The organism is Escherichia sp. KTE96 (genome assembly GCF_000408525.1).
Classification (GTDB): Bacteria; Pseudomonadota; Gammaproteobacteria; order Enterobacterales; family Enterobacteriaceae; genus Escherichia; species Escherichia marmotae.
This window is the reverse complement of the sequence record NZ_KE137149.1, coordinates 2,652,328-2,679,018: the sequence shown is the minus strand read 5'-3', so window position 1 is coordinate 2,679,018 and position 26,691 is coordinate 2,652,328. Positions and strand designations below refer to the sequence as shown.

23 protein-coding genes and 1 pseudogene are annotated in these 26,691 nt (G+C 47.9%); 11 read left to right on the top strand and 13 right to left on the bottom strand.

Annotated features, from left to right (window positions below):
* Positions 1-615 precede the first annotated feature (615 nt).
* Positions 616-5,508, top strand: a complete 4,893-nt coding sequence (locus tag A1WG_RS02080; RefSeq protein WP_001516371.1) for an invasin domain 3-containing protein — start codon at positions 616-618, stop codon at positions 5,506-5,508.
* 140 nt (positions 5,509-5,648) lie between these two features.
* Here the strand turns inward: A1WG_RS02080 and A1WG_RS02085 are convergent, their stop codons facing one another.
* The 4 genes from A1WG_RS02085 to A1WG_RS02100 all read right to left on the bottom strand — a co-directional run bounded on the left by A1WG_RS02085 (position 5,649) and on the right by A1WG_RS02100 (position 9,722).
* On the bottom strand, positions 5,649-6,506 hold the full coding sequence (locus A1WG_RS02085) for a helix-turn-helix domain-containing protein (RefSeq protein WP_001516370.1): 858 nt from the start codon (positions 6,504-6,506) through the stop codon (positions 5,649-5,651).
* Between the two features lie 407 nt (positions 6,507-6,913).
* The gene (gene hipA / locus A1WG_RS02090) at positions 6,914-8,236 is read right to left on the bottom strand and encodes a type II toxin-antitoxin system serine/threonine protein kinase toxin HipA (RefSeq protein ID WP_001516369.1); all 1,323 of its coding nucleotides are present in this window, start codon (positions 8,234-8,236) and stop codon (positions 6,914-6,916) included.
* Entirely contained in the window at positions 8,236-8,502 is a 267-nt protein-coding gene (hipB, locus tag A1WG_RS02095; RefSeq protein WP_001516368.1) for a type II toxin-antitoxin system antitoxin HipB, read from the bottom strand. Before hipB ends, hipA begins: the two co-directional genes overlap by 1 nt.
* 263 nt (positions 8,503-8,765) lie before the next feature.
* Positions 8,766-9,722, bottom strand: a complete 957-nt coding sequence (locus A1WG_RS02100; RefSeq protein WP_000197006.1) for a hypothetical protein — start codon at positions 9,720-9,722, stop codon at positions 8,766-8,768.
* Positions 9,723-10,148: 426 nt separating this feature from the next.
* Between A1WG_RS02100 and tam the strand changes: the two genes are divergently transcribed.
* Positions 10,149-10,907, top strand: coding sequence for a trans-aconitate 2-methyltransferase (gene tam, locus A1WG_RS02105; RefSeq protein WP_001516367.1), 759 nt, complete (start codon positions 10,149-10,151; stop codon positions 10,905-10,907).
* Positions 10,908-10,910: 3 nt separating this feature from the next.
* Here the strand turns inward: tam and A1WG_RS02110 are convergent, their stop codons facing one another.
* The 6 genes from A1WG_RS02110 to sad all read right to left on the bottom strand — a co-directional run bounded on the left by A1WG_RS02110 (position 10,911) and on the right by sad (position 18,114).
* Positions 10,911-11,825, bottom strand: coding sequence for a bestrophin family protein (locus tag A1WG_RS02110; protein ID WP_001516366.1), 915 nt, complete (start codon positions 11,823-11,825; stop codon positions 10,911-10,913).
* Between the two features lie 325 nt (positions 11,826-12,150).
* A complete protein-coding gene (gene uxaB, locus A1WG_RS02115; protein WP_001516365.1) occupies positions 12,151-13,602 on the bottom strand; it encodes a tagaturonate reductase in 1,452 nt (483 codons plus the stop codon).
* 217 nt (positions 13,603-13,819) lie between these two features.
* Complete coding sequence (locus A1WG_RS02120) at positions 13,820-15,238, bottom strand: sensor domain-containing diguanylate cyclase (RefSeq protein WP_001516364.1); 1,419 nt, start codon at positions 15,236-15,238, stop codon at positions 13,820-13,822.
* Between the two features lie 138 nt (positions 15,239-15,376).
* On the bottom strand, positions 15,377-15,736 hold the full coding sequence (locus tag A1WG_RS02125; protein ID WP_001191034.1) for a DUF4186 domain-containing protein: 360 nt from the start codon (positions 15,734-15,736) through the stop codon (positions 15,377-15,379).
* Positions 15,736-16,662, bottom strand: coding sequence for a glutaminase B (gene glsB / locus A1WG_RS02130; RefSeq protein WP_000257432.1), 927 nt, complete (start codon positions 16,660-16,662; stop codon positions 15,736-15,738). Before glsB ends, A1WG_RS02125 begins: the two co-directional genes overlap by 1 nt.
* Positions 16,663-16,725: 63 nt before the next feature.
* Positions 16,726-18,114 (bottom strand): succinate-semialdehyde dehydrogenase, encoded by a 1,389-nt coding sequence (gene sad / locus A1WG_RS02135; RefSeq protein ID WP_001516363.1) that lies wholly within the window; start codon positions 18,112-18,114, stop codon positions 16,726-16,728.
* A gap of 100 nt (positions 18,115-18,214) precedes the next feature.
* Here sad and ptrR point away from each other — a divergent pair, with 100 nt between their 5' ends.
* Together ptrR and ydeA are read left to right on the top strand one after the other, a co-directional pair.
* The gene (ptrR, locus tag A1WG_RS02140; protein ID WP_001516362.1) at positions 18,215-19,075 is read left to right on the top strand and encodes a putrescine utilization regulator PtrR; all 861 of its coding nucleotides are present in this window, start codon (positions 18,215-18,217) and stop codon (positions 19,073-19,075) included.
* A gap of 169 nt (positions 19,076-19,244) precedes the next feature.
* Positions 19,245-20,435 (top strand): L-arabinose MFS transporter, encoded by a 1,191-nt coding sequence (gene ydeA / locus A1WG_RS02145; RefSeq protein ID WP_000210461.1) that lies wholly within the window; start codon positions 19,245-19,247, stop codon positions 20,433-20,435.
* A gap of 159 nt (positions 20,436-20,594) precedes the next feature.
* On the opposite strand, the gene marC is transcribed toward ydeA, so the two are convergent.
* A complete protein-coding gene (marC, locus tag A1WG_RS02150) occupies positions 20,595-21,260 on the bottom strand; it encodes an NAAT family transporter MarC (protein WP_000885037.1) in 666 nt (221 codons plus the stop codon).
* A 211-nt stretch (positions 21,261-21,471) separates the two neighbouring features.
* Here marC and marR point away from each other — a divergent pair, with 211 nt between their 5' ends.
* From marR to marB, 3 genes are read left to right on the top strand one after another with little or no spacing between them, the layout of a single operon-like run.
* Positions 21,472-21,906, top strand: a complete 435-nt coding sequence (marR, locus tag A1WG_RS02155) for a multiple antibiotic resistance transcriptional regulator MarR (RefSeq protein WP_001516361.1) — start codon at positions 21,472-21,474, stop codon at positions 21,904-21,906.
* Positions 21,907-21,926: 20 nt separating this feature from the next.
* On the top strand, positions 21,927-22,310 hold the full coding sequence (gene marA, locus A1WG_RS02160; protein WP_000091195.1) for an MDR efflux pump AcrAB transcriptional activator MarA: 384 nt from the start codon (positions 21,927-21,929) through the stop codon (positions 22,308-22,310).
* Between the two features lie 31 nt (positions 22,311-22,341).
* The gene (marB, locus tag A1WG_RS02165; protein ID WP_000803534.1) at positions 22,342-22,560 is read left to right on the top strand and encodes a multiple antibiotic resistance protein MarB; all 219 of its coding nucleotides are present in this window, start codon (positions 22,342-22,344) and stop codon (positions 22,558-22,560) included.
* A gap of 30 nt (positions 22,561-22,590) precedes the next feature.
* Here the strand turns inward: marB and eamA are convergent, their stop codons facing one another.
* Positions 22,591-23,490 carry an O-acetylserine/cysteine exporter gene (eamA, locus tag A1WG_RS02170; protein ID WP_000087186.1) on the bottom strand — a complete coding sequence of 300 codons (900 nt, stop codon included), beginning with the start codon at positions 23,488-23,490 and terminating at the stop codon, positions 22,591-22,593.
* Between the two features lie 194 nt (positions 23,491-23,684).
* On the opposite strand from eamA, the gene ydeE reads away from it, so the two are divergent.
* The 4 genes and pseudogenes from ydeE (at position 23,685) to mgtT (ending at position 25,403) form a co-directional block, all read left to right on the top strand.
* Positions 23,685-24,872 carry an efflux MFS transporter YdeE gene (ydeE, locus tag A1WG_RS02175; RefSeq protein WP_001054142.1) on the top strand — a complete coding sequence of 396 codons (1,188 nt, stop codon included), beginning with the start codon at positions 23,685-23,687 and terminating at the stop codon, positions 24,870-24,872.
* A 41-nt stretch (positions 24,873-24,913) separates the two neighbouring features.
* Positions 24,914-25,096 (top strand): annotated as a pseudogene (locus A1WG_RS25435) (helix-turn-helix domain-containing protein); the annotation flags it as partial.
* Positions 25,097-25,203: 107 nt separating this feature from the next.
* A complete protein-coding gene (gene mgtS / locus A1WG_RS02180; protein ID WP_000901364.1) occupies positions 25,204-25,299 on the top strand; it encodes a protein MgtS in 96 nt (31 codons plus the stop codon).
* The gene (mgtT, locus tag A1WG_RS25030) at positions 25,299-25,403 is read left to right on the top strand and encodes a protein MgtT (protein WP_214678605.1); all 105 of its coding nucleotides are present in this window, start codon (positions 25,299-25,301) and stop codon (positions 25,401-25,403) included. Before mgtS ends, mgtT begins: the two co-directional genes overlap by 1 nt.
* A 114-nt stretch (positions 25,404-25,517) precedes the next feature.
* On the opposite strand, the gene dgcZ is transcribed toward mgtT, so the two are convergent.
* Positions 25,518-26,408 (bottom strand): diguanylate cyclase DgcZ, encoded by an 891-nt coding sequence (gene dgcZ / locus A1WG_RS02185; RefSeq protein ID WP_001516358.1) that lies wholly within the window; start codon positions 26,406-26,408, stop codon positions 25,518-25,520.
* Positions 26,409-26,691 lie beyond the last annotated feature (283 nt).

Here is a 26,691-nt window from a genome sequence, read left to right as displayed (position 1 = left end):
TGATCACCAAATAACTATCATCTTGAAAAGATTAGATATTTTTTGTGTTGAGCGCAATGCAAACATTATTGCTTCATATTTTTTATTGCAACTTTCCACTCCGGTGCATAAAGTTGTGATGTTCATCACAATATAAACTGATGCGTCGGGAAGGTAAAAAGGGGTGCGCTTATAGATACTTTATTAATTAAGCGTTCTAATGCATGCTTTTATTTTTTAATTTAAATGTTCTTGCTATTTTATCTCCTTATCACTGTGAAATATGTTTCTATCAATAAAAGCCAAATTAGCTCTACCACAAAAATATTTCATCTCACGCTGTTTAAATAATGAAGTTGCTGCGATTTTTTAGCAAAAAATAGAACGTAAGAATATATTTTACGGCTTGCACAAAAAGCTAAATTTGCACTCACAAACAAAAATATAATCCCGGCCCTGTCATCCGGCGAGTAGTCGCAACCACTGAATATCCAGGGTGACGATGCGCTTTCTTTCATAAAGGTATTTCCTTTTCTGCGGAAAAGGAAACCGGGAAATACTCGGTTTTTCTGACAAGCAAACGTTTTATTTGCGTTTGCTTATGTTCGTTAATTCGTTCATCAGGAAATTATCTCAATGTCACGTTTAAAAAAGGCTTATAAACAACCACGTTTTCGTTATTCAGCCCTGGCCCACTGCGTGGCGTGGGCAAACATCTCTATTCAGGTTCTTTTCCCACTGGCTGTTACCTTTACACCGACAATGACGGCGCGAGCGCATAATGCGGCTCTGCCACGTCTAAGTACGGAAAATACTGCGGTTGCTACTGACAATAATGCAGACAAAAACATCGCGTCGTTTGCCGCGAATGCCGGTAAATTTTTAAGCAGTCAGCCGGATAGCGATGCGACACGCAATTTTGTTACCGGAATGGCCACAGCGAAGGCTACTCAGGAAATCCAGGAGTGGCTTGGCAAATATGGTACGGCTCGAGTCAAATTGAATGCCGATAAAGATTTCTCGCTGAAGGACTCTTCGCTGGAAATGCTTTATCCAATTTATGATACCCCGACAGATATGCTGTTCACTCAGGGGGCAATACATCGTACCGACGATCGTACTCAGTCAAATATTGGTTTCGGCTGGCGTCATTTTTCAGGCAATGACTGGATGGCGGGGCTGAACACATTTATCGATCATGATTTATCCCGTAGCCATACCCGCATTGGTGTTGGTGCGGAATACTGGCGCGATTATCTGAAACTGAGCGCCAACGGTTATATCCGGGCATCTGGCTGGAAAAAATCGCCGGATATTGAGGATTATCAGGAGCGTCCGGCTAATGGTTGGGATATCCGCGCCGAGGGCTATTTACCGGCCTGGCCGCAGCTTGGCGCAAGCCTGATGTATGAACAGTATTATGGCGATGAGGTAGGTCTGTTTGGTAAAGATAAACGCCAGAAAGATCCACATGCCATTTCTGCCGAGGTGAACTATACGCCAGTGCCTCTTCTGACACTGAGTGCAGAGCACAAACAGGGCAAGAGCGGTCAGAATGACACTCGCTTTGGCCTGGAAGTTAACTACCGGATTGGCGAACCTCTGGAGAAACAACTCGATACGGATAGCATTCGCGAGCGTCGGGTACTGGCAGGCAGCCGCTATGATCTGGTTGAACGTAATAACAATATCGTTCTTGAGTATCGCAAAGCTGAGGTGATCCGTATTGCCTTGCCAGACCGTATTGAAGGTAAGGGCGGGCAGACGGTGTCTCTTGGCCTCGTGGTCAGCAAAGCAACTCACGGCCTGAAAAATGTGCAATGGGAAGCGCCGTCTTTGCTGGCCGCAGGCGGTAAAATTACCGGTCAGGGTAACCAGTGGCAAGTGACGCTCCCGGCTTATCGTGCAGGCAAAGACAATTATTACGCGATCTCTGCGGTCGCATACGATAACAAAGGCAATGCCTCGAAACGCGTGCAGACAGCGGTGGTCATTACCGGAGCGGGTATGAGCGCCGATCGTACTACGTTAACGCTTGATGGCCAGAGCCGTATCCAAATGCTTGCTAACGGGAGTACGCAAAAGCCGCTGGTTCTGTCTCTGCGAGACGCCGAGGGACAGCCAATCACGGGCATGAAAGATCAGATCAAAACTGAACTGACGTTTAAACCTGCCGGAAACATCGTAACGCGGGCCCTTAAGTCCGCTAAATCACAGGCACAGCCAACACTGGGTGAGATCACCGAAACAGAAGCCGGGGTGTACAAGTCTGTCTTCACCACCGGTACGCAATCAGGTGAAGCAACCATTACTGTGAGCGTTGATGGCATGAGCAAAACCGTCACGGCTGAACTGCGTGCCACTATGATGGATGTGACAAAATCGACTCTGAGTGTGAATGAGACGTCAGGTGATGTGATTGCCGATGGTCAGAAATCTTACACGTTGACGCTTACTGCGGTGGATACCGATGGCAACCCGGTGGAGGGAGAAGCCAGCCGTTTGCGCTTTGTTCCACAGGACAACAGCGGTGTTACCATTGGCACCATTTCGGAGATAAAGCCGGGGGTCTACAGCGCCACGGTTTCTTCGACCCGTGCCGGAAACATTGTTGTGCGTGCCTTTAGCGAGCAGTATCAGTTGGGCACGTTACAACAAACGCTGAAGTTTGTTGCCGGACCGCTTGATGCAGCGCGCTCAACCATCACTCTCAACCCGGATAAACCGGTGGTTGGCGGCACGCTTACGGTAACCTGGGCGGCAAAAGATGCCTATGACAACCCAGTGACCGGCCTTACTCCAGATACACCGTCATTAACGGGTGCAGCCGCTGCGGGTTCTTCAGTCTCAGGTTGGACGGATAATGGCGACGGGACGTGGATCGCGCAAATTTCTCTGGGTACTACGGCGGGTGAATTAATTGTTATGCCGAAGATCAACGGTCAGGATGCAGCAGCTAATGCGGCTAAAGTGACTGTGGTAGCTGATGCTTTATCTTCAGGCCAGTCGAAAGTATCCGTTGCAGCGGATCGCATTAAAGCAGGGGAAAGCACGACAGTGACGCTTGTGGCAAAAGATGCGCATGGTAACGCTATCAGCGGTCTTTCCCTGTCAGCAAGTCTGACGGGTGCCGCGTCTGAAGGAGCGACCGTTTCCAGTTGGACTGAGAAAGGCGACGGTTCCTATGTTGCTACGCTGACTACCGGCGGAAAGACGGGTGATCTTCACATCATGCCGCTATTCAACGGCCAGCCAGCAGCCACCGACGCTGCGCAGTTGACCGTTGTTGCGGGGGATCAGGCGGTTTCTAACTCAACGTTGACGGTAAAAGATAGCGTTCTTGCTGTTGAAAGCGCAACGGAACTGACTTTCTCCGCCAGAGATCAGTTTGGAAATGCGCTTACCGATATCGACACTGCTAAACTTGGCGTATCGCTTTCCGGTGATGCCGCGTCTGGTAGTTCGGTTACAGGCTGGAGCCATAAAGGCAACGGCGAATACACGGCTATTCTGCGTTCGGGAACACGGGCAGGCGCGTTGAACATTATGCCGCAGATTGATGGCAAAAACGCTACAGCAAAGGCAACTCCGATTAATGTTAAAGCGGGTACTGTTTCGGTTGACCACGCGGAAATGACGGTATCGAAAACGTCGATTACCGTTGGTGAAAGCGTCACACTGACGCTGACGATGACGGATAAATACGGCAACGCAATCACCGGCATTACGCCTGAAACACCACAATTTGGTGGTGATGCATACAACATCAACCAGCAGCGTCCATCCGTCAGTCAGTGGACGGATAAGGGCAATGGAACCTATACGGCGGTGCTGACTGCTGGCGCAACGGGAGTTGGTGAGCTGACTATCATGCCGCGAGTTGATGGCTCTGACGCTCTGAAACAGGCGGTTTCTGTCACCATTGCCGCCGGGGAGATGTCATTAGTGAACTCCACGTTCGTAGCTGATAACGATGCCCCGATGATCAAAACAACGACACAACTGATCTTCACGGCGAAGGATGCGAACGGTAACCCAGTCAGAGGTCTGAAACCTGATGCTCCAGAAATTAGTGGCGCAGCCAGCACAGGGACGGAGCAACCTTCGGCAGGAGCCTGGACGGAACAAAGTGATGGCACTTATGTTACGACGTTAACTATAGGCTCTGCAGCCGGCCAACTGGTTATCTGGCCGCGGGTGAATGGCAAAGATGCTGCTTCGCAACCGCTACTGCTGAACGTTGTGGGTAACGCATCTGAGGCTAACATTCACGATATTTCAGTGAATGTTGATAACCAACTGGCTGATGGACAGTCTGCCAACAAGGTTACTCTGACCGTAACGGATTCCTATGGTAACCCGTTGCAGGATCAAACTGTAACGCTGACTCTGCCGGAGGGAGTGAGCAGCAAGACGGGGAATAAGGTAACAACGAATGCTGCAGGTAAAGCCGATATTGAGCTGATATCAACCGTTGCCGGGGAACACAAAATCACGGCTTCGGTGAAAAACTCCCAGAAGACTGCCACGGTGAAGTTCAAAGCGGATGCCAAAACTGGCCAGGCAAGCCTTCAGGTTGATACCGCCCAAAAAGCAGCAAACGGCAATGATGCCTTTACGCTGACGGCAACTGTTGAGGATAAACACGGCAACCCTGTTCCCGGAACTATGGTCGCCTTTAATCTTCCCCGGGGCGTCACACCGCTTAATGACGAGAGTACCTGGGTGAAGACTAACGATGAAGGTAAAGCCGAGCTGCGTGTTGTTTCTGTGGTTGCAGGAACGTATGCAATCACAGCCACGGCAGGAAATGACCAGACTTCGGATGCGCAGAGCATCACGTTTGTGGCCGACAAGGCTACGGCAACCATCTCGAACATTGAGGTGATTGGCAACCGCGCACTGGCAGATGGTAAAGCCAAACAGACTTATAAAGTCACGGTTACTGATGCCAATAACAATATCGTGAAAGATAGTGAAGTGACGCTGAGCGCCGAGCCAGCAACGTTAGACCTGGAGCCGAACGGGACTGCAACAACCAATGAGCAGGGGCAGGCTGTATTCACCGCCTCTACCACTAAAGCGGCGATATATACGCTAACCGCGAAAGTGAATCGGACTGACGGTCAGGTATCGACGAAAACAGCCGAATCCAGATTCGTCGCGGATGATAAAAATGCGGTACTTGCGGTCTCTCCTGAACGAGTAGAGTCTCTGGTGGCAGACGGGGTGGCGACCGCAACACTGGAGATCACTCTGATGTCGGCAGGCAACCCTGTTGGGGGGAGTATGTGGGTCGACATTCAGGCTCCGGAAGGGGTGACGGAGGATGATTACCAGTTCCTGCCATCGAAAGCTGATCATTTTGTGAGCGGAAAAATCACGCGTAAATTCAGTACTACTAAGCCAGGGGTATATACATTCACATTCAACACTCTGACGTATGGTGGGTACGAAATGCAGCCAGTGACGGTGACAATTAACGCAGTGGAGGCTGCTACTGAAGAAGGTGAGGAGGCAATAAAATAATTTCTCCAGGTATGAAAAATTCGCTGTAATAAAGAATAATGGCGTTGACACACGCAACGCCATTATTTACTGAACACCTACCCTGATACTGATTAGACAGTAGCAGGGTAGGGTAATCCTCAATGAGATATAGATACAGGCTAAGCCGGGCGAACGGGGATAAAAATTTCGCAAACAACATAGTTGTTATTCTTTTCTACAAAAGTTTCATTGCAGTAAAAACGTTCGATATCACAACCGTTTACTCTGACTAACCCCCTGGCAGGCAGTTCTATCAGATAGAGGTTCCGCACCCAGTTCGCATAATACTCCCAATCTCCTTCATAGCGGAAAGAGGCATAAAGCCCTCCAGCCGTTATCCATTCCTTTGGCATCTCCGTATCCGCATGGTCGCATACTGTACCGGCGAAGGTTTCAACTGTGAGCAAGTCTACCGATTTTGTAGATGGTGTATATGTTGAGACGTAATAGATATCCGTCTTCAAATTCTGAAGACATCTGGATAAATGATTACGCCGCAGTTTTACTTCTTCATCTGGTGGTTTGTTAGAGATTTCAATGTCATATTTAAATGAATTACCCCAAATACGTGTCTCAGGTAAATTGATTAATCTGCAATCAGTCTTTTGGTACTGACGCGTTAATAAAGGAGGCAAGATGTTGGTGAGATCCCAAAAGTCACGGAGCCGATATTCTCTGGGAGAACATCCAAACAACTTTTTAAATTCGCGGCTGAATGACTGCTGTGAATCAAAATGCAAAGATAGTGCAATATCAAGCATTGATTTAGCTGTAAGTCTGACAAGAATGGCTGCCCGACAAAGTCTTCGTTTGCGGATGTATGATCCCAGGGGCATGTGCATGAAGTTTCTGAACAGAAGTTGAATATTGCGTCTACTGTAGCCAGATTTCTGTGCGATATCTTCGATTGAGATAGGGTGATCGAGATTGCACTCAATCCACTCCAGGAGCTGCTGTAAAATCTTCTGCCTGATCATAACATTCTCCATTTATCTTTAGTCACTTTGCACATTTTCCTTGCGACAATGACTTTGAGTATATCAAAAACAGAAATGCCCGAGGCTAAACAAACAATTGATAGTGCATCTTCATTTTGCCGGGTAATCGTGAATGCCATAAAAGTGGTTTTGGCCAATAACATGGGGGAGGTGTCATGAACATCACGCTATGAGGTGGCCACAGTGGCTGAGTGCATTCTGATACTATTCATTTAACATAATATACATTATGCGCACCAAGGTTATAACTGCAATATTCTAATGTTGCGCGGCTAGGTTTCCCTGGGCTGTTATGTTGTAATCCCAGGATGCTACCGGTACTTCACCGGACTCATTTTTCGCGGTCGAGATTGTCTTGCTCGCTAAAACCGGCCAAACCCCATATCTCACTTAATTCCATATTCTCGGCTTAACCGACCGTGCAACCTCAACACATTGGTTTCAATTGCCGTCAACACGTTCTCCGGAAAATCTGCCGGTAATGAAGCCTTCACGTTATCCAATGCTGCGGGAATCATTCTGGCAAAGTCTCTCAGGATTTCATGCATCTGCACTTCCGGGAATTTCAGTGCCTTTGCTGTCGCCAAAAAATGTCGCGGATATATTTTATCGATTTCCGTTTTTCTGCCTTTGGATGCGTTAAGCCCCATTGCCAGTTTGAGATCGCTGATATGTATTCCCGCGCCACCCAATACCGGAAATGCTGAAATGATGTCGTAAAATGGCGTGAGTCGATAACTGCCACCGGCCTGGATAAACACTGAGAAATTTTTCGCATGGCCGTCTGTCGAGCCAATCAACCACTGGAATACCTGGAATTTCATAAAATCATAACGATCGCGAAGCGCCTCGCTGGACCCCATCAAAAAAGCCATGATCCGCGCGATGCCTGGGCCTCCGTCAGATTCATATTTCACCGATGAAGGTAAACCGAATGTCTGACACATATCCTCCTGCGGCAAGCGAAGTAAAACCGTTCGTTCAGTATTCCAGCGTCTGTCAAAGCGTTCGACCGCTAACGCGCGCACCCTTCCCGCTTTAATGATTTCTGCGTCGGGAACATTCAACCCGAATTCTTTTGCCAGCAGCAGACAGTAATACTCATTATCAACACTCTGACTGAGATCGAGCGTCGCATTGGGCTGTCTGATTTCACCAATCGGCAATTTAATGATATGCGTCGTCGGCGTTATTCCTTTCGGAATGCACCAGTCATTGCCCATTCTGAGCAGCGCAGTCTTCTCCTGCGCGCCAGCAACCGAGATGCGAAAGTCATTTTCCTCCCTAATCATGCCTAGCGGGATATCTGCTTTATAAGCCGTTAATACTTCTTCAAGTCTGGCTTCAGTAAGCTTTTCCCATACCATTATTGGGCGCGTCACGGTTTCGTCTTCTGGTAATAACGTCACGGCGCCAACGCTATCTCGCCCTATTTCTGACAATAAATCAAACGGTTGCCTGGATTTAGCATGATAACGTTTAACGATGCGGTCGCGTACAATCGGGCTATCGGGTAACAGGTTATCGAAGAAGTTAAATACAGCATCAGAGGTGATATTCCCCCTCTGCAATGGCAGCGAAAGCGACAATGGCCTGGCATAACGGTTGGCCAACCACTCCGGCGCATACTTAAAGGTATGGGCACCGTTGGTCAGCTTCGTCAACTCGCCTACCCGCTGGTTGTTCATCCACGTGACAAGTTTTGGCATTACCACTCCAGATCTTGCTGATCGGTTGATTCTGGCGAGTCATTTTTCGTGTCGCATAGCGTCATCGAGAGATTAAGTGACTGTAATATCTTAAAAAATGTTGTTAGTGTGGTGTTGTCAGGGTTATTTTCGAAATTGGAAATAGTCGCCTGTTTTATGCCGATTTTTTTCGCCAGCTCGCTCTGCGTCCAGCCATTTTGCTGACGAACCAGTTTCATTGCATTTGCTAATTGCGTTGGGCTATAGATCATCGGAAAGCTCATCATGCCATACATCCACAAGAATTTTATCCGCTTTAGGGGATATTTTCAGTTTTATCCTTTAGTGAGGATAAAGTCAATCTGTAAACGCATTTTATCCGCTCTACGGGATAAACACTGCGATATCCCCGATCGCGGATAAAATGGAGGATTTAAAAAACGGCGCTGACGTGCCATTTGAGGTTGCTGATTTAAGCTGCATTACAAGCCTCATCACAGCGATCTCACCATTCTTGATGTACACTCGCGGCAAGTCTGGTACTTCGGGATCAGGCACCTTTTCCCATGATTATATTTCTTTTCAATTTAATGGCATTCCTCAGTTCGATATTGAATTTAGCCTCGTCACTGAGGTTGTCCTTAAGATCAAGCGCAATGCGTTTTAATTCCGTAAATGCAAGCGGTCTTTGCCCATGTAAAAATTGAACGCCAGAACGTTCATAATACTTATCAATATGCTTTAACCTGTATTTTGCTAATTTTCTTATTTCACCTATAGACCCCTGCTGCCCATTGTCTATTAGGCGGTTGATTGTATACTCAACAAACTCTTTTTTATCTTCTCCGAAATAACTTAAAACTAACGGAAGTAAGAATCTTTGCATGCAGATATCATATGAAAAAACCATAGAAAAATCGGAACCTAAAAGATCACAAGCCCCATCGAAATCGTTATATATAAAGATATAACGGTAAAAATCCTTAAACCTACTAATTATGCTTGCGTCGGTAACTTTATTTGCGCCAATATAGCAGCCATAAGGACTTCCTTTTGCAAAGTCAATGTTTTCTGTTGATTTGAAACTATCACATCCAGCGACTATAGCGAGTAGATTATTCATTGTATGTTTGTTTATCATTAAAAATAGATCATTCATCTCACTCCAGGATATATACTTTTTAATGCCAGGGAAAAACATTCCCTCATCGGGTGAGCCATGACACTCAAAATGCACTATCGGAATTAAACCTTTTTTTATGACTCCTTTTTCCAGCTCCTTAAAGAAAGATATTAGCATGGGGATATTATGGATCTTAACAAACACAATGGGGATGGGGACTTTCAAGCTTGAGATCGATTTAAATAGTTTTGAAGCGGTATTGCTTTTAAGTGTTATATCATCTGGTCTATTGGTGTTAATTTTGATGTCACTCGAGGAGTCAAGATCTTCATCACCTAAAACATCGATGATATATATAATGTTGAATGCAAATTTTCTCGTCATATTTTATATCGCTATATCCAATAGAGTTAGCGTCCAAATGCCAGGAGTTTCACACAAAAAACTTCAAACCTGGTTCCTGTCCTAAGGATATCAAAAAAAAGTCACTTTGTGATTATTCACTATCCACAGATAGATATTAATTTTGAATATATTGCATGTTAATATATTTATATGAAATGAATAAAAACAACAAGAAGGAGGCTTTATTTGTTTTAAATTGATTTTATGCGAAATTTACTCTTCCCTACCCCGTTAGGCTCTAATATTTTATTGATTAATAAATATCTCTGATGAATCTTGAGCAGCACGTAGTCAATCACTTTTAGGTATCCTTGATTTAATGCGCGTGTTCGGTGGATTGATGACGTGAGGCGAATTCATCAATTTTATCTACACTTGGGTTAACGCGCTGACGGGAGTAAAAAAATGGCTGACTGGAACCCCTCTTTATATTTGCACTTCACCGCCGAACGGTCGCGACCAGCGGTAGAACTGCTTGCCAGAGTTCCTCTGGAAAACGTCCGGCAAATAGCCGATCTCGGCTGCGGCCCAGGCAACAGCACCGCCCTGCTACATCAACGTTGGCCAATGGTAAAAATTACTGGCATTGATTCGTCTCCGGCGATGATTGCTGAAGCGCGTGCAGTGTTGCCAGAATGTCAGTTTGTTGAAGCAGATATCCGCAATTGGCAACCGGATCAAGCATTCGATCTGATTTTCGCCAACGCCTCGTTGCAATGGTTGCCTGATCATTACGAACTGTTTCCACATCTTGTGTCGTTACTCAATCCGCATGGCGTACTGGCGGTACAAATGCCGGACAACTGGCTGGAGCCGACACATGTATTAATGCGCGAAGTCGCCTGGGAGCAGCATTATCCGGATCGTGGACGCGAACCACTGGCAGGCGTTCATGCTTACTACGATATTCTGAGCGAAACCGCATGTGAGGTTGATATCTGGCGAACCACCTACTATCACCAGATGCCATCTCACCAGGCGATTATTGACTGGGTGACCGCCACCGGATTACGCCCGTGGTTGCAGGATCTGACTGAGAGTGAACAGCAGCATTTTCTTACGCGCTACCATCAGATGCTGGAAGAGCAGTATCCACTGCAGGAGGATGGTCAAATACTGCTAGCATTTCCGCGCTTGTTCATTGTTGCCCGGCGAACAGAGTAATTGTTACGTCAACTGGTAATGGCGGTCGGGAAGAATCTTCGGCGGGATCTCCGTTTCATCGTTCATCTGCAACAGGTCAATTTCAATAGCGTTGCAGATGGCATCCAGCGGTAAATCATTGTTTTCTGTACCGAACGGGTCTTCTAACTCTTCCGCCAGACAATCAAGCGAAATGAAGGTGTAGGAAATCAGTACTGAGATAAAAGGCGTCATGTAATGCAGATCCACGACCAGCGCGAACGGTAGCATGATGCAAAACAGGTAAACGGTACGATGCAAAATGAGTGTGTAAGCAAAAGGAATTGGTGTATATGCGATGCGCTCACATCCTGCCAGCACCGCAGAAATATCATTGAGCCGATCGTTCAGACTAATAAATAGAATGTCAGAAAGTTGCCCATTCCGGCGCTGAACTGCTAACCACTTCCCCATCATCAGCAAAATATGATTAGCTGGGGAGTTTGTAGCCTGCACCCGCTGAAGATCTTCTTCATTGAGGTAATGTGCCAGCACTTTTGCCTGTGGCAGTTTGCGTAATGTCATGCGTAAACAGTGAGCAAAGGCAATTTGTAGCCGGACAAACTCCTTTACGCTTGCTGAATCGGGCAACGTCGTTTTTACTTCACGCAATAATGACCGTGAGGCAATCATCAACTGTCCCCACAGTTTGCGCGCTTCAACATAACGAGCGTACCCCGCGTTATTACGAAACCCCAGAAAAATGGCGATAGCAACACCGAGAATGCTGAACGGCGCGAGGGTAAATTTGATGCCCAGATGCGTATACCAGGGCAGCATGAAAATAACCGCGATAGAAAAAAGAAAGTTGAGTAGCAAGCGCGAGGATATTTTGGATAATACTGAACCGTGCCAGACAAAAATACGGCGCAACCAGTGTTGTTGTGGGCGAACAATCATGATTATCTTCAAACATGGAAAAGTCGCCCTATTAAACGTGATTGCGATCACGTTCTCAAGTGTCAATTTACAAATTACCTACAAGACTACAACAATCACAGATGCGACATGTGGCACCTGGTTATGATAAGGGTATATAGGATGTTGTAACTAATAATGCATAATAACAAACCCGGCCGAAACCGGGTTCAGAGATTGCGCCGTTAATTGCCTGATGCGCTGCGCTTATCAGCGCCTCCAACTAGCTATGTGATTTCAGTTAGTTGGAAAAGTGCGGCTGGATGCAGCATAAATGCCTTATCCGGCTTACAAAATAATGCAATTATTAGCACAACGGACGTACAGCTTCGCGCATCCCTTTTTCCAGAATCGCATCCAGGTCATTGGCCACCTGCTCTACCAGACCAGGCACTTGCGTCAGATCCTGCTCCCAGTGGTCTTTTTCTGCCAACACAATAGCAACCAGCGCCTGGGTGTCGATGACACGATCACGATGCTGACTCCACAATTGCTGATAACACTCCAGCCAGTGAGCATCATCCTGCACCGGATAGGTTTCACCGTTACGCTCACCGCGATAGAATGCAATCAGTGCCGCTAACGCGAAAGTGAGACGAGCCGGGAGTTTACCATTCGCCTTCTGCCCTGCCAGCAACTGCGGCAGGATGCGGGTACGGAACTTGGTCATACCGTTGAGCGCAATGGACAGCAACTGATGCTTAATGTACGGGTTATGGAAACGCCCGGTGACTGCACTGGCGAAAGATTCCAGCTCATCTCGCGGCAGATCCAGTACCGGAATAATCTCTTCATAAATGGCTTTTTCAACGAATGCACAGATTTCTGCATCGTTCATCGCTTCGCCTACAGTATCCAACCCAGCCTGGAACGCCACCGGCACCAGCGCGGTGTGAGCGCCATTAAGGATTGCTACTTTGCGCTCTTTATACGGTTTAATATCGTCAACAATCAGTACGTTGAGCGGATATTTATCCAGACGCAATTCAGACGCTAAGGATTTCGGTCCCTGAATCACAAACAGGTAAAAGTGTTCAGCGGTATCGAGGAAACCATCGTGATAACCGAGTTCTTCTTCCAGTTTCGCTACTTCATCACGCGGATAACCGGTAACGATACGGTCCACCAGCGTAGAACAGAAGCTGTTAGCTTTATCCAGCCATTGAACAAACGCTTCCGGTAGCTGCCACTCTTGCGCATAACGCAGCACCAGTTCACGCAGCGCATCACCATTATAATCAATCAGTTCACACGGAATGATGATCCAACCTTTATCCAGCGCACCGTTGAAATGGCTAAAACGTTCGAACAGCAAACGCGTCAGTTTTGCCGGATAGCTTACCGCTGGCGCATCATCAAATTTGTCGCCCGCATGATAGCTGATGCCCGCTTCGGTGGTGTTAGAGAAGACGAAACGCATTTCCGGATTGTGCGCCAGCTTCAGGAATTCATCGTAGTCACCGTAGACGCTAATTTCACGGTTTACAGAACGAATCAAACGCGCATCGCTGACTGCTTCGCCCTTCTCATTCAGGCCACGAATAATGGTGGTGTACAAACCATCCTGAGTGCTAAGTGACGGCGGGAATGAAGTTTCAATCGGACGAACAACGACCACACCAGAATTCAGATCGGTGTGCTCATTCAGGAGATCAATTTGCCAGTCAACAAAGGCGCGCAGAAAGTTACCTTCACCAAACTGAATGATACGTTCTGGATACTGTGCACCGGGAAAATCGCGACGATTTAGTGTTTTCACAATGGGTTCCCTTTTGATTAGTCATACAACCTGCTTGAATTGGTATAACATATTAACAAACTTTAATACGCTGAACCCCTGTTTTGATCAACTCGTGGTGATTAATTAGCAGGTTTAAGAGAAAAATGTGGCGCAGATCATGGTTCTGACGGTATTTATTCAACCGCCAGAGTGGTAGAACACATTATTCTGAAACAGCGGAAAAATAATAAAGCTGTCAGACAACTTCCTCGCCATAACGCATGGTGCTGGTGCGGTTACGCCCATCTTTTTTCGAGCGATAGAGACACGTATCAGCTTCAACCATCAATTTATTGAAGTCATCAGTTAGTGTGCTGTATGAAGCACATCCACTACCGACACCGATGCTGACCGTAAGATAGAGCGTCTTTTGTTGCCAGGTAAAAGGTTGAAGTTCGACAGCTTTGCGGATTTTCTCCGCCATCAATAGACCATCGACGGGATTCACTGAAGGTACAGCAACGGCAAACTCTTCTCCTCCCATCCGCGCCACCAGCCCTTTATCGCCCACAATTTTCTGAATATGCTGAGCAAATACGCTTAAGACTTTATCGCCACATTCATGACCATAGTTGTCGTTAATGCTTTTGAAATAGTCGATATCAAGCAGCATGACGGTCAGATGTTGTGTCTGTTGCAGCGATGGACTTTTCAGCGCCTCATAAAGACCGGATCGTGAGTACACCTGTGTCAGAAAATCAAAGTCGGCACGCAGAGAAACTTGCTTCATCAGTGAATTAATCGCCGCCACGCTAAAGGAAACCATAATTGGGCAAATGGCCATCGTGGCAATGCCCAGACGAGCGGAAAACATTTGCGGAATCGAGAACGGCGAACCGACAGCGATATCAATCACCGAATTAGCCACCAGCACGATTTCTACCGCTCCGGTGATAAAGGTCAACAGACACGTAGCCTGTGGCGTATAGCGCACCGCACACCAGATTAATGCCGGCAGCGGAAATGCCAGACTCCCTGCACCGCCAATCGCCACTGAGGCAATGACCGACACGATCAGCGCAATGACAGGCATCATCTGCTCTGCTTTAAAACGCGGTAATACTCCCGGAATTGCCAGCGTCAGCATACAAGGAACAATCAACACGCCTGTTGAGAATTGTTCACTAAACCAGTCAGCAAGCAAAGGCCAGAAATCAAGACTATCAATACTGACCGAACCAATCGCGCCGACGATGGCACATAATAAAGCGGCAATCAGACAGTAATTAAATAACCGTAAGGCACTTACTGGTTCATATTTATTTTTCCCCAGACGCTTATCCCGTACCACCAACAGAGCAACGGTCACAATAAACATCATATTGGATAAATTAATAACCAGCGAGACCAGCCCCCATTCGGTGGTCATGGCATCATAAGCCAGCATTGCCACGTAACAGATAGCATAGTAATGCAGACGATTAAGCCAGACATAGCGGGCAAATACCCCCGCCATTACACCATTGAGCGGCCAGAAAAGAGAGAGTTCATGAACCAGGCGTAGCTCTGCACCAATAAAATAGAACAGCGTCGTTAGCGCAAAAATTGCAATGCTATTACGTAGCAGATGACCTTCCTGGAACAAACGGAAAGTGGATATGGGGTGTACATACATTAATTATCTGTCCATACAATTGCGGATGGCAATTATCTCAACGCAATAAGTAAATTCTCATAAAGGATAGCATGTTCGCTGACAGCGGCGACAAGGAAAGATATCAGTCAGATGATCTTTTGGCTTTTACCACCATTCTTATGGCTGATTCATCTGTATAACCAGCCAGTGGTAGATAACCGTCACGATATAACGTTGTTGTTCCTCACTTAACGAAACACCCTGCGGAATGTTATGCCACTTAGCCAGACAACCACGGCAACAGGTCGCGGTGGCGTGCTGAGCGATAAACACCGGATGCCCACGCATGGGGGTTTGCTTACCATCGTTCGCCGGTAATGCCGGAGCAAGACGCTTAGCGACAAAATCCGCCGCATGTTGTTCTATAACCGGCGCGCCCTTCTCCAGACAATACTGACGCTCTTTCACACCCAAACGAAAGCGGGAGCGAAATTTTGAACGGGATAAACGCGCGAAGAGTGGATCAAGTGACTGCATTAATAAACCGAGCGTCCTAATTGTTTCGTCAATTGTTCAAGTACTGCGATACCGGCAAGAGAGTTGCCCGCATCATCCAGTTCCGGGCTCCATACCGCGATAGCCATTTCATGCGGGACGATCGCAACAATACCGCCGCCAACGCCAGATTTCGCCGGAAGCCCCACTCGCCAGGCGAATTCACCCGCGTTCTGGTACATTCCGCTCGTTGCCATCAGCGCATTAATTTGCCGTGCCTGCATCGGCGTCACTACTGGCTCATCGATATGAAAAGCTTTCCCCTGATTCGCCAGAAAGACAAACGTCCGCGCCAGCTCAACACAACTCATTTTCAGTGCACAGTAATGAAAGTAGTTTTGCAGAACGGTAGTTACATCATGATGGAAATTACCAAACGACTTCATCAGCCAGGCGATCGCCGCATTTCTCGCAGAATGTTCAAACTCGGAACGCGCCACCACCGTATCGTAGGCAATATCAGACACGCCGCTTAAGCCGCGCACCACTTCCAGCATACGCTGCCGCGGGGCGCTTAACCGCCCTTGCAGCATATCGCAGACGACCAACGCACCGGCATTAATAAACGGATTGCGTGGAATGCCCTGCTCCATTTCCAGTTGCACCAGGGAATTGAACGGCGATCCAGACGGATCTTTGCCGACGCGTTGCCAGATCTCCTCTTCGGAGTAATGACGCATAGCGACAACGAGACTGAGCACTTTGGAAATAGATTGAATGGAAAAACGTTCTTGCGCGTCTCCGGCCTGAAAAAGCTGCCCATCAACGGTACAAATGGCAATTCCCAGGCGGGAGCCATCGACGGTTGCCAGTGCCGGAATATAATCTGCGACTTTACCCTGACCAATTAGCGGCCGCACTTGCCGCAAGATGTTTTCTAAAATTACATTATCCATGGCGACAGCCACACTCTGCTCCTTGCTCGCAGGTCTGAAAAGACCTGCGAGTATAACAGAGCTAAATATGTGACGTCAGATCCGGTCTTTCCACACCGTCTGGATATTACAGAACTCATGTAAACCGAAATGGGAAAGCTCACGACCAAAACCACTCTTCTTCACACCACCAAAGGCGACTCGCGCATCGCTGGCGCAAAAACCATTGATAAACACGCCACCGCATTCCAGACGTGCTGCCATCTGTCTGGCTCGTGTTTCGTCAGCGGTAAAGATCGTCGCAGAAAGACCGAACTCGCTGTCATTAGCCAGTTTCAGCGCATGTTCCGCATTTTTTGCTATGGTGATTGCGGCAACGGGGCCAAAAAGCTCTTCACGAAACGCCGTCATTTCGGGGGTGACATTAGCCAGAACCGTTGGCGGATAGTAGTTACCTTCCCCTGCCATCTTTTCTCCGCCCAGTAACAAACGCGCCCCCTGCGCCAGTGTTTTTTCCACCTGATGATGTAGCTCATCACGCAAATCAAAACGTGCCATCGGGCCGAGATCGTTCTCTTCGTCACGTGGATCGCCCATTTTTAACGCCGCTGCAGCCGCTACGAAACGTTCGGTAAATGCCGAAGCAATTCCCTCTTCGATGATAAAGCGTTTTGCCGCCGCACATACCTGCCCGGTATTCTGATAACGTCCGATAACCGCAGCTTTCACGGCCAGCTCCAGATCGGCATCGTTAAGCACAATAAACGGATCCGAACCACCCAGTTCCAGTACGCATTTTTTTAGCGCTGCGCCGGCCTGTGCGCCAATAGCCGCTCCCGCACGGACACTGCCGGTCACCGTGACCGCTGCAATACGCGGGTCTTTAATCATCCGGCTGACACCATCGTTGTCAGCATTCAGCCAACCATATACGCCTTGTGGGATACCGGCATCTTGAAATACCTGGGCAATTAACTGTGCACAACCTGACACATTCGGCGCATGTTTAAGTAAGTAACTGTTACCCGCAAGAATGATAGGAACAGCACCGCGCATGACCTGCCATAACGGGAAGTTCCACGGCATAACCGCAAGGATTGTCCCCATTGGGCGATATTCAATGACCGCTTGCTGGTTCTCAACCAGTGTAGGTTCAGCTTTCAGCATTGCCGGGCCATGCTCTGCATACCAGTCGCACAAATTCGCTGATTTCACCACTTCGGCACGCGCCTGTTTGATGGGCTTACCCATTTCACGAGTGATCATTTGCGCCATCTCTTCGCTACGCGTACGCAGAGCCTTAGCGATATCACGCAGTTTCTTCGCCCGGTAATCTATGCTCGTCTCGCGCCAGTCGCGATAGCCTGTCGCCGCAAGCTGAAGAGCGTTTTCAATATCGTCAGCACCAGCCCACGGCAGTGAAGAAAGTTGTTCACCATTGGCTGGATTTATCGAAATGGCATGGGTCGCCGGAGTGATGGTCATTGGGGTATCTCCTTCATGAGTCAGGGTAAAAAGATACGCAGATTTACTCTTACTTTAAAATGAATAATATTAAGCCACTTATTCACGAATTGAGAATACTATGGATCTAACCCAACTGGAGATGTTTAACGCCGTTGCTGAGGCAGGCAGCATTACCCAGGCTGCGGCAAAAGTGCATCGTGTACCTTCTAATCTCACGACCCGTATACGCCAACTGGAAACAGAACTCGGCGTTGAACTGTTTATTCGCGAGAATCAGCGGTTACGGCTTTCTCCCGCCGGGCATAATTTTTTACGCTATAGCCAACAAATTCTCGCGCTGGTGGATGAGGCGCGGAACGTTGTAGCTGGCGATGAGCCGCAAGGTCTGTTTTCTCTCGGGTCGCTGGAAAGCACCGCCGCTGTGCGTATTCCGGCAACGCTGGCTGAATTTAACCGTCGCTACCCTAAAATTCAGTTTTCACTCTCTACCGGCCCATCCGGCACCATGCTGGACGGTGTACTGGAGGGGAAACTGAATGCGGCATTTATCGATGGGCCAATCAGCCATACTGCCATCGACGGGATACCGGTTTACCGCGAGGAGTTGATGATCGTCACGCCACAAGGGCATATGCCAGTAACCCGCGCCAGTCAGGTTAATGGCTGTAACATTTATGCCTTCCGTGCCAATTGCTCGTATCGCCGCCATTTTGAGCGCTGGTTTCATGCTGACGGCGCAGCTCCGGGGACTATTCATGAGATGGAGTCATATCACGGCATGCTGGCTTGTGTTATCGCGGGTGCAGGCATTGCGCTTATCCCTCGCTCTATGCTGGAAAGTATGCCAGGGCATCATCAGGTTGAAGCCTGGCCGTTAGGTGAGCAATGGCGTTGGTTAACAACCTGGCTGGCCTGGCGTCGCGGTGCGAAAACACGTCCGCTTGAGGCATTTATTGAGCTGCTGGATGTGCCAGACTAAGCATGATGAAAAAATTTTCTGCTCTGTATGCTGTACCTGCCACTCACGCAGTAGTTGGCACAACATGAAGCGGCAAAACGCGACACAGGTCACAAAGTCATTGTATTCAGATCATTAACCGTTTTAAGATCATTTCATTACCTTTTCGCAACTCACCCGATAATCTGTTATGACAACGAATATTGTTTCCCGCAAAGTGGCGTGGCTACGGGTAGTTACGCTGGCAGTCGCCGCCTTTATCTTCAATACCACTGAATTTGTTCCTGTTGGTCTGCTTTCTGACATTGCGCAAAGCTTCCATATGCAAACCGCACAAGTCGGTATCATGTTGACCATTTATGCGTGGGTAGTGGCGCTAATGTCACTGCCTTTTATGCTAATGACCAGTCAGGTCGAACGCCGCAAGTTGCTGATCTGCCTGTTTGTGGTGTTTATCGCCAGCCACATCCTGTCGTTTTTATCGTGGAGTTTTACTGTTCTGGTGATCAGCCGTATTGGCGTAGCTTTCGCTCATGCTATTTTCTGGTCGATTACGGCGTCACTGGCGATCCGTATGGCACCCGCCGGAAAGCGAGCGCAGGCATTGAGTTTAATTGCCACCGGCACAGCACTGGCAATGGTATTAGGTTTACCTATCGGGCGCATTGTGGGGCAATATTTCGGCTGGCGAACGACATTCCTCGCGATCGGTATCGGGGCGCTTCTTACCCTTCTGTGCCTCATCAAGCTACTGCCATTACTGCCCAGCGAACATTCCGGCTCATTAAAAAGCCTTCCGCAACTGTTCCGCCGCCCGGCATTGATAAGCATTTATTTGCTGACTGTGGTGGTCGTTACCGCCCATTACACGGCATACAGCTATATCGAACCTTTTGTGCAAAATGTTGCGGGATTCAGCGCCAACTTTGCCACGGCATTGCTGTTGATGCTCGGTGGCGCGGGCATTATTGGTAGCCTGATTTTCGGTAAGCTTGGTAACCAGTATGCATCTATTCTGGTCAGTGCTGCGATTGCGCTGTTGCTGGTGTGCCTGGCGTTACTGTTACCTTCGGCAAGTAGCGAGATACACCTCGGCGTACTGAGCATTTTCTGGGGGATCGCGATGATGATCATCGGGCTTGGGATGCAGGTTAAAGTGCTGGCGCTGGCACCGGATGCCACCGACGTTGCGATGGCGCTATTCTCCGGGATATTTAATATTGGCATTGGTGCCGGGGCGCTGGTGGGTAATCAGGTCAGTCTGCACTGGTCAATGTCGATGATTGGTTATGTGGGCGCAGTTCCGGCACTCGCCGCATTGATATGGTCGATCATAATATTCCGCCGCTGGCCTGTGGCACTCGAAGAACAGACACGATAATTGGAAGGCCCGAACGCGGTGCCGGATTCGGCGGGAACGCCTTATCCGGCCTACAAAACCACGCAAATTCAATACATTGCAGAGATCAGGCCTGATAAGCGTAGCGCATCAGGCAATTTTGCTTTTGTTATCAGTCTCAAAGGCCCATTCGGGCCTTTTTTAATGGTAAGTTTTAATAATTTCCAGGATGCCGTTAATAATAAACTGCACACCCATACAAACCAGTAAGAACCCCATCAGGCGGGAGATCGCTTCAATTCCTCCCTTGCCCACCAGCCGCATAATGGCACCAGAGCTACGCAGACTTCCCCATAAAATGACCGCCACCAGGAAAAAGATCAGCGGCGGCGCAACCATCAGTACCCAGTCCGCGAAAGTTGAGCTCTGACGCACAGTGGACGCCGAGCTAATGATCATCGCAATGGTTCCCGGCCCGGCGGTACTTGGCATTGCCAGCGGCACAAAAGCAATATTGGTGCTGGGTTCATCTTCCAGTTCTTCCGATTTACTTTTTGCCTCCGGAGAGTCCGTTGCCTTTTGCTGTGGAAAGAGCATACGAAAACCGATAAACGCAACGATTAGTCCGCCTGCAATCCGCAGACCGGGAATCGAAATGCCGAAGGTATCCATCACCAGTTGCCCGGCGTAATACGCCACCATCATGATGGCAAATACATACACTGAGGCCATCAACGACTGGCGATTACGTTCGGCACTGTTCATGTTGCCCGCCAGACCGAGAAACAACGCTACGGTAGTAAGCGGGTTAGCTAACGGCAGTAACACCACCAGCCCCAGACCAATCGCTTTAAACAAATCTAACATTGGTGATTGTTATCCTGTGTCTCTTAGTTATCAGCGAAAAGTATAAAGGGTAAACAAGGAGAAAGTTTCACTCTTTAACTTTCCTTGCATTGCGCTGACCAAAACTTGAACCGATTTAGCAAAACGTGGCATCTGCCAACCCATTCATTTGACTTATACTTGCCTGGGCAATATTATCCCCCGCAACTAATTACTTGCCAGGGCAACTAATGTGAAAAGTACCAGCGACCTGTTCAATGAAATCATCCCATTGGGTCGCTTAATCTATATGGTTAATCAGAAGAAAGACCGTCTGCTTAACGATTATCTGTCACCGCTGGATATCACTGCGGCACAGTTTAAGGTGCTCTGCTCTATCCGCTGCGCAGCGTGCATTACACCGGTCGAGCTGAAAAAAGTGTTGTCGGTCGACCTGGGAGCACTGACCCGTATGCTGGATCGCCTGGTCTGTAAAGGTTGGGTGGAACGGTTGCCTAACCCGAATGACAAGCGCGGCGTGCTGGTAAAGCTCACCGCCAGCGGCGCGGCAATATGTGAACAATGCCATCAATTAGTTGGCCAGGACCTGCATCAAGAATTAACAAAAAACCTGACGGCGGACGAAGTGGCAACGCTTGAGCGTTTGCTTAAGAAAGTCCTGCCGTAAACAAAAAAAGAGGTATGACGATGTCCAGACGCAATACTGACGCTATTACTATTCATAGCATTTTGGACTGGATCGAGGACAACCTGGAATCACCACTGTCACTGGAAAAAGTGTCAGAGCGTTCAGGTTACTCCAAATGGCACCTGCAACGGATGTTTAAAAAAGAAACTGGCCATTCATTAGGTCAATACATCCGCAGCCGTAAAATGACGGAAATCGCGCAAAAGCTGAAAGAAAGTAACGAGCCAATACTCTATCTGGCAGAACGTTATGGTTTCGAGTCCCAGCAAACCCTGACCCGCACCTTCAAAAACTATTTTGATGTTCCGCCGCATAAATATCGGATGGCGAATATACAGGGCGAATCGCGCTTTTTACATCCGTTGAATCATTACAATAGTTAGTTAAAACGTGACAACGTCACTTGAGGCAATCATGAAACCACTTTTATCCGCAATAGCAACCGCGCTTATTCTCTTTTCCGCGCAGGGATTTGCGGAACAAACTACGCAGCCGGTCGTTACTCCCTGCGGCGATGAAGTGATTGTTCCTCCATCGCAGGAACAACCCCCTTTCGATTTAAATCACATGGGGACAGGCAGTGATAAGTCGGATGCGCTGGGCGTGCCTTATTATAATCAACACACCATGTAATTAATTCTGGCCCCGGGATATCGGGGCTTATTAGCCTCTCACCTTCACCGCTTTACGCCAGCGCAAACCAAACACATTGATATACAGCCCACCCATTATCAGCACCGCACCGAAAAATTGCAGACCCGTTAATCGTTCATCCAGCAATAATGCCGCACTTGCCAGACCAACTACCGGCACCAGTAACGATAACGGTGCAACACGCCAGGTTTCATAGCGACCCAGCAGCGTCCCCCAGATCCCATAACCGACAATTGTCGCCACAAACGCCAGATACATCAGAGATAAAATGGTGATCATGTCGATAGTGACCAGGCTGTGAATCATGGTTGCAGAACCATCGAGAATGAGTGAAGCGACAAAGAACGGAATAATGGGAATTAATGCACTCCATATCACCAGCGACATCACCGCCGGACGCGATGAATGCGACATGATCTTTTTATTGAAGATGTTGCCACACGCCCAGCTAAATGCTGCCGCCAGGGTCAACATAAAGCCGAGCATCGCTACATGCTGACCGTTCAGGCTATCTTCGATTAACACCAGTACACCAAAAATCGCTAAGGCGATCCCCGCCAGTTGTTTGCCATGCAGTCGCTCACCGAAAGTAAACGCGCCAAGCACGATAGTAAAAAACGCCTGAGCCTGTAATACCAGCGAGGCCAGTCCAGCCGGCATACCGAAGTTAATGGCGCAGAAGAGAAAGGCAAACTGCGCAAAACTGATGGTTAAACCATACCCCAGCAGTAAATTCAGCGGTACTTTCGGCCGTGCGACAAAAAAGATAGCCGGGAAAGCGACCAGCATAAAGCGCATACCGGCCAGCATCAGCGGTGGCATGTTGTGAAGTCCCACTTTGATGACCACAAAATTAAGCCCCCACACCACCACAACCAGTAGCGCCAATAACCCATCTTTTCGCGACATTCTACCGCCTCTGAATTTTCATCTTTTGTAAGCAATCAACTTAGCTGAATTTACTTTTCTTTAACAGTTGATTCGTTAGCCATCGTTTCCGACGGCATTAATGGCAAATAAGTCGCTATACTTCGGATTTTTGCCATGCTATTTCTTTACATCTCGAAAACAAAACATAACAAAACGCACCGCCGGACAGCCAAATGAACTTATCCCTGAGACGCTCTACCTGCGCCCTTCTCGCCTCATCGTTGTTATTAACCATCGGACGGGGTGCCACGCTACCGTTTATGACCATTTATTTGAGTCGCCAGTACGGTCTGGGAGTCGATCTGATCGGTTATGCGATGACAATTGCACTAACCATCGGCGTGGTTTTTAGCCTTGGATTTGGCATTCTGGCGGATAAGTTCGACAAGAAACGTTATATGTTACTGGCAATTACCGCCTTCGCCAGCGGTTTTATCGCCATTCCCCTGGTGGACAGCGTAACGCTGGTGGTGCTGTTCTTTGCTCTCATCAACTGCGCCTATTCCGTTTTTGCTACCGTGTTGAAAGCCTGGTTTGCCGATAATCTTTCATCCACCAGCAAAACGAAGATCTTCTCGATCAACTACACCATGCTCAACATTGGCTGGACCATCGGCCCACCGCTCGGCACGCTATTGGTGATGCAAAGCATCAATCTGCCCTTTTGGCTGGCCGCCATCTGTTCCGCGTTCCCCATGCTTTTCATTCAAATTTGGGTAAAGCGCAGCGAGAAAATCATCGCCACAGAGGCGGGTAGCGTCTGGTCGCCAAAAGTTTTGTTACAGGATAAAGCTCTGCTGTGGTTCACCTGCTCTGCCTTTCTTGCTTCTTTCGTGAGCGGTGCTTTTGCCTCGTGCATTTCACAATATGTGATGGTGATTGCTGATGGCGATTTTGCCGAAAAGGTGGTCGCGGTTGTTCTTCCGGTTAATGCTGCGATGGTGGTTACGTTGCAATATTCCGTGGGTCGTCGCATTAATCCGACCAACATTCGCGCATTAATGACGGTGGGCACCCTCTGTTTTGTCGTCGGTCTGATCGGGTTTATCTTTTCCGGCAACAGCCTGCTACTTTGGGGAATTTCAGCCGCGGTATTTACCCTCGGTGAGATCATTTATGCCCCTGGTGAGTACATGTTGATTGACCATATTGCGCCGCCGGGGATGAAAGCCAGTTATTTTTCCGCCCAGTCATTAGGCTGGCTTGGCGCAGCGATAAATCCACTGGTGAGTGGTATCGTGCTCACTACCATGCCGCCTTCCTCGCTGTTTGTCATCTTAGCGTTGGTGATCATTGCGGCGTGGATGCTGATGTTAAAAGGTATTCGCACCAGAACGTGGGGGCAGCCGGTGCTTTGTTGACGGACGAGCCGTGCCAGTGTGGTACGGCGCTGCGGATTATTTTCCTGCGACAACGGCGATTAATACGCGTACAGGATTATCTGCAAAATTCGGCTTTTAACATCGATAAAATTGCCGAGCTGACGGGGTTTAGTCATTCTGCGTTACTGCGTCATCATTTTCACCAGCGTTTTTTATTATCCCCTTCACAATATCGGAAAAACAACAGACCACCATCACATTAACCACCTAATTCAGCCTTCGTTTAGGTTACCTCTGCTAATATCTTCCTCATTGAGATGAAAATTAAGGTAAGCGAGGAAATACACCACACCATAAACGGAGGCAAATAATGCTGGGTAATATGAATGTTTTTATCGCCGTACTGGGAATAATTTTATTTTCTGGTTTTCTGGCCGCGTATTTCAGCCACAAATGGGATGACTAATGAACGGAGATAATCCCTCACCTAACCGGCCCCTTGTTACAGTTGTGTACAAGGGGCCTGATTTTTCTGACGGCGAAAAAAAACCGCCAGTAAACCGGCGGTGAATGCTTGCATGGATTGATTTGTGTTTTGCTTTTACGCTAACAGGCATTTTCCTGCACTGGTAGCGGATCGCTGACACAGTAGCATCACGTTTCTCAATGAATGTTAAACGGTGTTTAAACTCGAGTAATCACGCTCTGTTCATCAATAAACATGCAGCGGTTTCTTCCGGTCTGCTTACCTTCATACATTGCTCTGTCTGCTCTTCCGATTACCGCATCCAGCGACTCTTCAGGAAATGCCCGGCTGACTCCAGCGGTCACGGTTATGTTGATATGCCCGTCAGAATGTGCAATTGCGTGGTTATCGACTAACTGGCAAATACGAACTCCGGCACGGCATGCCTTTTCATCATTAGCAGCTTTGACGATGATGATAAATTCTTCGCCGCCATAGCGATAAACCGTTTCGTAATCACGCGTCCAGGTAGCTAAGTAAGTTGCCAGCGTGCGTAATACCACATCGCCTATTAAATGCCCGTAGGTATCATTAACCAATTTAAATCGGTCTATATCCAGCAATATTAAATAGAGATTCAACGGCTCAGCATTGCGTGATTGATGATCAAAGGACTCATCAAGAACCCGACGACCGGGTAAGCCAGTCAGAACATCCATATTGCTACGAATAGTTAAAAGGTAAATTTTGTAATCGGTTAATGCCGCGGTAAAAGAAAGTAACCCGTCCTGAAATGCGTCAAAATGCGCTTCCTGCCAGCGATTTTCAACAATAGCCAGCATTAACTCCCGTCCGCAGATATGCATATGCTGATGCGCAGAATCCATTAGCCGAACGTAAGGTAATTCATCGTTATCGAGTGGCCCCAGATGATCAATCCACTGACCAAACTGGCACAGCCCATAAGAATGGTTATCTGTAATTTCTGGCTTACTGGCATCTTTCGCTACCACGCTGTGAAACATACTCACCAGCCACTGGTAATGGGCATCAATAGCCTTATTGAGATCTAACAAGATGGCATCGATTTCCGTTGTCTTCTTGATCATTGCCACTCCTTTTTCACAGTTCCTTGTGCGTTCTATTGTAACGGGAGAAAAGAAAACTTATGTCAACAATTCCATAGAAAAATATTTACTAATGGATAAAAACATAACCGCGTGATTTAAAACAAAATACGCAGAAAAAAATAATTAAATCTGGCAAAACAGGTTCAATTTAAGCCAGAAGATATAATACTGATTATGCCGAAGGGGGGAAAACAATGGCCAGATGGATTAGAGCATCTGGCAGTATTATAATTCTACAAATGTACGGAGATACCGAATAACA

What these genes read in the sequence shown, in the direction of transcription:
- A1WG_RS02110 (WP_001516366.1), bottom strand. Translation starts at nt 11,825, where the DNA reads ATGATTGTTCGCCCACAACAACACTGGTTGCGCCGTATTTTTGTCTGG.
- A1WG_RS02100 (WP_000197006.1), bottom strand. Translation starts at nt 9,722, where the DNA reads ATGACGAGAAAATTTGCATTCAACATTATATATATCATCGATGTTTTA.
- ydeA (WP_000210461.1), top strand. Translation starts at nt 19,245, where the DNA reads ATGACAACGAATATTGTTTCCCGCAAAGTGGCGTGGCTACGGGTAGTT.
- marB (WP_000803534.1), top strand. Translation starts at nt 22,342, where the DNA reads ATGAAACCACTTTTATCCGCAATAGCAACCGCGCTTATTCTCTTTTCC.
- dgcZ (WP_001516358.1), bottom strand. Translation starts at nt 26,408, where the DNA reads ATGATCAAGAAGACAACGGAAATCGATGCCATCTTGTTAGATCTCAAT.
- mgtS (WP_000901364.1), top strand. Translation starts at nt 25,204, where the DNA reads ATGCTGGGTAATATGAATGTTTTTATCGCCGTACTGGGAATAATTTTA.
- marA (WP_000091195.1), top strand. Translation starts at nt 21,927, where the DNA reads ATGTCCAGACGCAATACTGACGCTATTACTATTCATAGCATTTTGGAC.
- A1WG_RS02085 (WP_001516370.1), bottom strand. Translation starts at nt 6,506, where the DNA reads ATGATCAGGCAGAAGATTTTACAGCAGCTCCTGGAGTGGATTGAGTGC.
- marC (WP_000885037.1), bottom strand. Translation starts at nt 21,260, where the DNA reads ATGTTAGATTTGTTTAAAGCGATTGGTCTGGGGCTGGTGGTGTTACTG.
- ptrR (WP_001516362.1), top strand. Translation starts at nt 18,215, where the DNA reads ATGGATCTAACCCAACTGGAGATGTTTAACGCCGTTGCTGAGGCAGGC.
- sad (WP_001516363.1), bottom strand. Translation starts at nt 18,114, where the DNA reads ATGACCATCACTCCGGCGACCCATGCCATTTCGATAAATCCAGCCAAT.
- hipA (WP_001516369.1), bottom strand. Translation starts at nt 8,236, where the DNA reads ATGCCAAAACTTGTCACGTGGATGAACAACCAGCGGGTAGGCGAGTTG.
- hipB (WP_001516368.1), bottom strand. Translation starts at nt 8,502, where the DNA reads ATGATGAGCTTTCCGATGATCTATAGCCCAACGCAATTAGCAAATGCA.
- tam (WP_001516367.1), top strand. Translation starts at nt 10,149, where the DNA reads ATGGCTGACTGGAACCCCTCTTTATATTTGCACTTCACCGCCGAACGG.
- mgtT (WP_214678605.1), top strand. Translation starts at nt 25,299, where the DNA reads ATGAACGGAGATAATCCCTCACCTAACCGGCCCCTTGTTACAGTTGTG.
- A1WG_RS02080 (WP_001516371.1), top strand. Translation starts at nt 616, where the DNA reads ATGTCACGTTTAAAAAAGGCTTATAAACAACCACGTTTTCGTTATTCA.
- A1WG_RS02120 (WP_001516364.1), bottom strand. Translation starts at nt 15,238, where the DNA reads ATGTATGTACACCCCATATCCACTTTCCGTTTGTTCCAGGAAGGTCAT.
- eamA (WP_000087186.1), bottom strand. Translation starts at nt 23,490, where the DNA reads ATGTCGCGAAAAGATGGGTTATTGGCGCTACTGGTTGTGGTGGTGTGG.
- ydeE (WP_001054142.1), top strand. Translation starts at nt 23,685, where the DNA reads ATGAACTTATCCCTGAGACGCTCTACCTGCGCCCTTCTCGCCTCATCG.
- A1WG_RS02125 (WP_001191034.1), bottom strand. Translation starts at nt 15,736, where the DNA reads ATGCAGTCACTTGATCCACTCTTCGCGCGTTTATCCCGTTCAAAATTT.